This window comes from Sandaracinobacter sp. (assembly GCF_041909755.1).
Taxonomy (GTDB): Bacteria; Pseudomonadota; Alphaproteobacteria; order Sphingomonadales; family Sphingomonadaceae; genus Sandaracinobacteroides.
Genome location: NZ_JAYRCW010000158.1, coordinates 1 through 2,484, shown reverse-complemented (window position 1 = coordinate 2,484; position 2,484 = coordinate 1). Strand labels below are relative to the sequence as shown.

The 2,484-nt window shown below is 69.3% G+C and carries 1 protein-coding gene and 1 pseudogene; both read left to right on the top strand.

Annotated features, from left to right (window positions below; translation table 11 throughout):
• Window positions 1-515: pseudogene (locus ACE3O8_RS13365) on the top strand (hypothetical protein); the annotation flags it as partial.
• A partial coding sequence (ligA, locus tag ACE3O8_RS13360; protein WP_374390528.1) for an NAD-dependent DNA ligase LigA occupies window positions 491-2,484 on the top strand: 1,994 nt, incomplete at its 3' end. The pseudogene ACE3O8_RS13365 and the gene ligA, both read left to right, overlap by 25 nt.

The window sequence follows — 2,484 nt, the reverse complement described above, 5'->3', positions numbered from 1 at the left end:
CGGCGGCCTTGTTGCTGCCGCGTCCGGACCTGTTCGTCAGCGGGGATGGCCGGCAGGTCGCGGTGGTCGCCGATGGGGAACTGCACCTGCTGCGCGGCCACAGGGACGGCTTTCTTGTCAGCAACTGGTCGGAACAGGCAGCGGCCGCACCGTCGGCCCGGCTGTCGGGCCTGCCCGGCGCGCGATGTTCATCGGTCGGCTGCCTTGTGCCGCTTCCCGGCCTGACGCTGCTGGCCCTGACGGCGGAGGAAGGGGACGCGCCCGAAGCGCTGTGCGCCGCCGCCGATCTTGTCACTTCGCCGGCTGTCCTGCAAGGCCCCTGCACGTCGCGCTGGCTGGTGCTGGACAAGGCGGCCCTGCGCCCGATGGGGGCCGTCAGCCTGCACAGCGGAAGCCGCCGGTTCGACAGCGTCGGCGCGCGCACCGGCGACCACCCCTGGAGCCCGGCGGCCCTTCCCGGCCAGCGCCCGCGCCTGCTATGGGGCATGGAATGGACGGGCGTGATCGCGGAATGAACGAGGAAGAGGCCGCCGAACGGCTGGCCGAACTGGCCGCCCTGATCGCGGCGCACAGCAGGCTTTACTATCAGGCGGATGCGCCCAGCATTTCCGACGCCGAGTTCGATGATCTGGTGGAGGAGAACAAGGCGCTGGAGGCGCGCTTCCCGCATCTGGTGCGCCCCGATTCGCCCAGCCGCCGCGTCGGCGCGCCTGCCGCCTCCGGCTTCGGCAAGGTGCGGCACGCCCGCCCCATGCTCAGCCTGGACAATGGCTTTTCGGAAGAGGACGCGCTGGAGTTCGAGGCGCGGGTGAAGCGCTTCCTGAACTGGCCGGAGGGGGAGGCGCTGATCTTCACCTCCGAGGCCAAGATCGACGGGCTTTCGCTGAGCCTGCGCTATGAAGGCCGCCGCCTCGTCACCGCCTCCACGCGGGGCGATGGCGCGGAAGGCGAGGATGTGACGGCGAACGCGCTGACCGTCAGCGCGATCCCGCAGACCCTGCCGCGCGACGCGCCCGAATTCGTGGAGGTGCGCGGCGAGGTTTACATGACATGGGCGGCCTTTCAGGCGCTGAACGCCGCGCAGGAGGCGGCGGGTGGCAAGATCTTTGCCAACCCACGCAACGCGGCCGCCGGGTCGCTGCGGCAGATCGATTCCAGCGTCACCGCGTCGCGCACGCTCGCCTTTTATGCCCATGGCTGGGGGGAATTGTCGGCTCCGGTGGGGGAGACGCAGTTCGATTGCATGAAGCGCTTCGAAAGCTGGGGCTTCCCGGTTTCCGACACGCTGCGCCGCTGCAACGGCATGGCAGAGGTGCTGGAAAGCTATCGCGCGCTGCAACAGGCGCGGCCGACGCTGGGCTATGACATCGACGGGCTGGTGTCCAAGGTGGACAGCCTCGCCCTGCAGGAACGGCTGGGGCAGGTGGCCCGCCACCCCCGCTGGGCGCTGGCGCACAAATTTCCCGCCGAACGCGTGCTGACGGAGCTGCTGGCGATCGACATCCAGGTGGGCCGCACGGGTGCGCTGACGCCCGTCGCGCGGCTGAAGCCGGTGAACGTCGGCGGCGTTGTCGTCACCAACGCCACGCTGCACAACGAGGACGAGATTCGCCGCAAGGATGTGCGCGTGGGCGACATGGTGGAACTGCAACGCGCCGGAGACGTGATTCCACAGATCCTGGGCTGGACGGGCGATGAAGCGGCCCATGCGGCGCGCGCCGAATATTCCTTCCCCGATCATTGCCCCGATTGCGGCAGCCTCGCCGTGCGCGAGGACGGGGAGGCAGTGCGCCGCTGCACCGGAGGCCTCATCTGCCCGGCGCAACAGTATGAGCGGTTCCGCCACTTCGTGTCCCGCCGCGCGGTCGATATCGACGGGCTGGGCGGCAAGAGCATCGAGGAGTTCATCGGACTTGGCTGGCTGCGCACCCCGGCCGACATCTTCCGCCTGCACCTCCACGCCGACGAGCTGAAGGGCCGCGAGGGCTGGAAGGACAGAAGTGTTCAGAACCTGATCGACAGCATCGAGGCCCGGCGCAATGTCGGGCTGGACCGGCTGCTGTGCGGCCTCGGCATCCGCCATGTCGGCGAAGTGACGGCGCGCGATCTGGCGCGCGCCTACAATGTCTGGCCGAATATCGAGGCGCTGCTGGACCAGCTGGCGGCGCACACCCCCGAACCGGCGCTGGGCGAAACGGCGGAAAAGCACTGGAAGCGCGTTGCGGCAGACCTTGCCCAGATGGTGGGCGTCGGCGGTGTCGGCCCCGAAGTCGCCTCCGCGCTCGCCGATTTCTGGCGCGAGCCGCACAACCGGGAACTGGTGCATGATCTGCTGCGCGAAGTGAGCCCGGCCGAAGTGCGGCTGGAAACCCGCGAAAGTCCGGTTTCGGGAAAGACGATGGTGTTCACCGGCACGCTCGACAGCATGGGCCGCGACGAGGCCAAGGCCAAGGCCGAGGCGCTGGGCGCGAAGGTGGCCGGCAG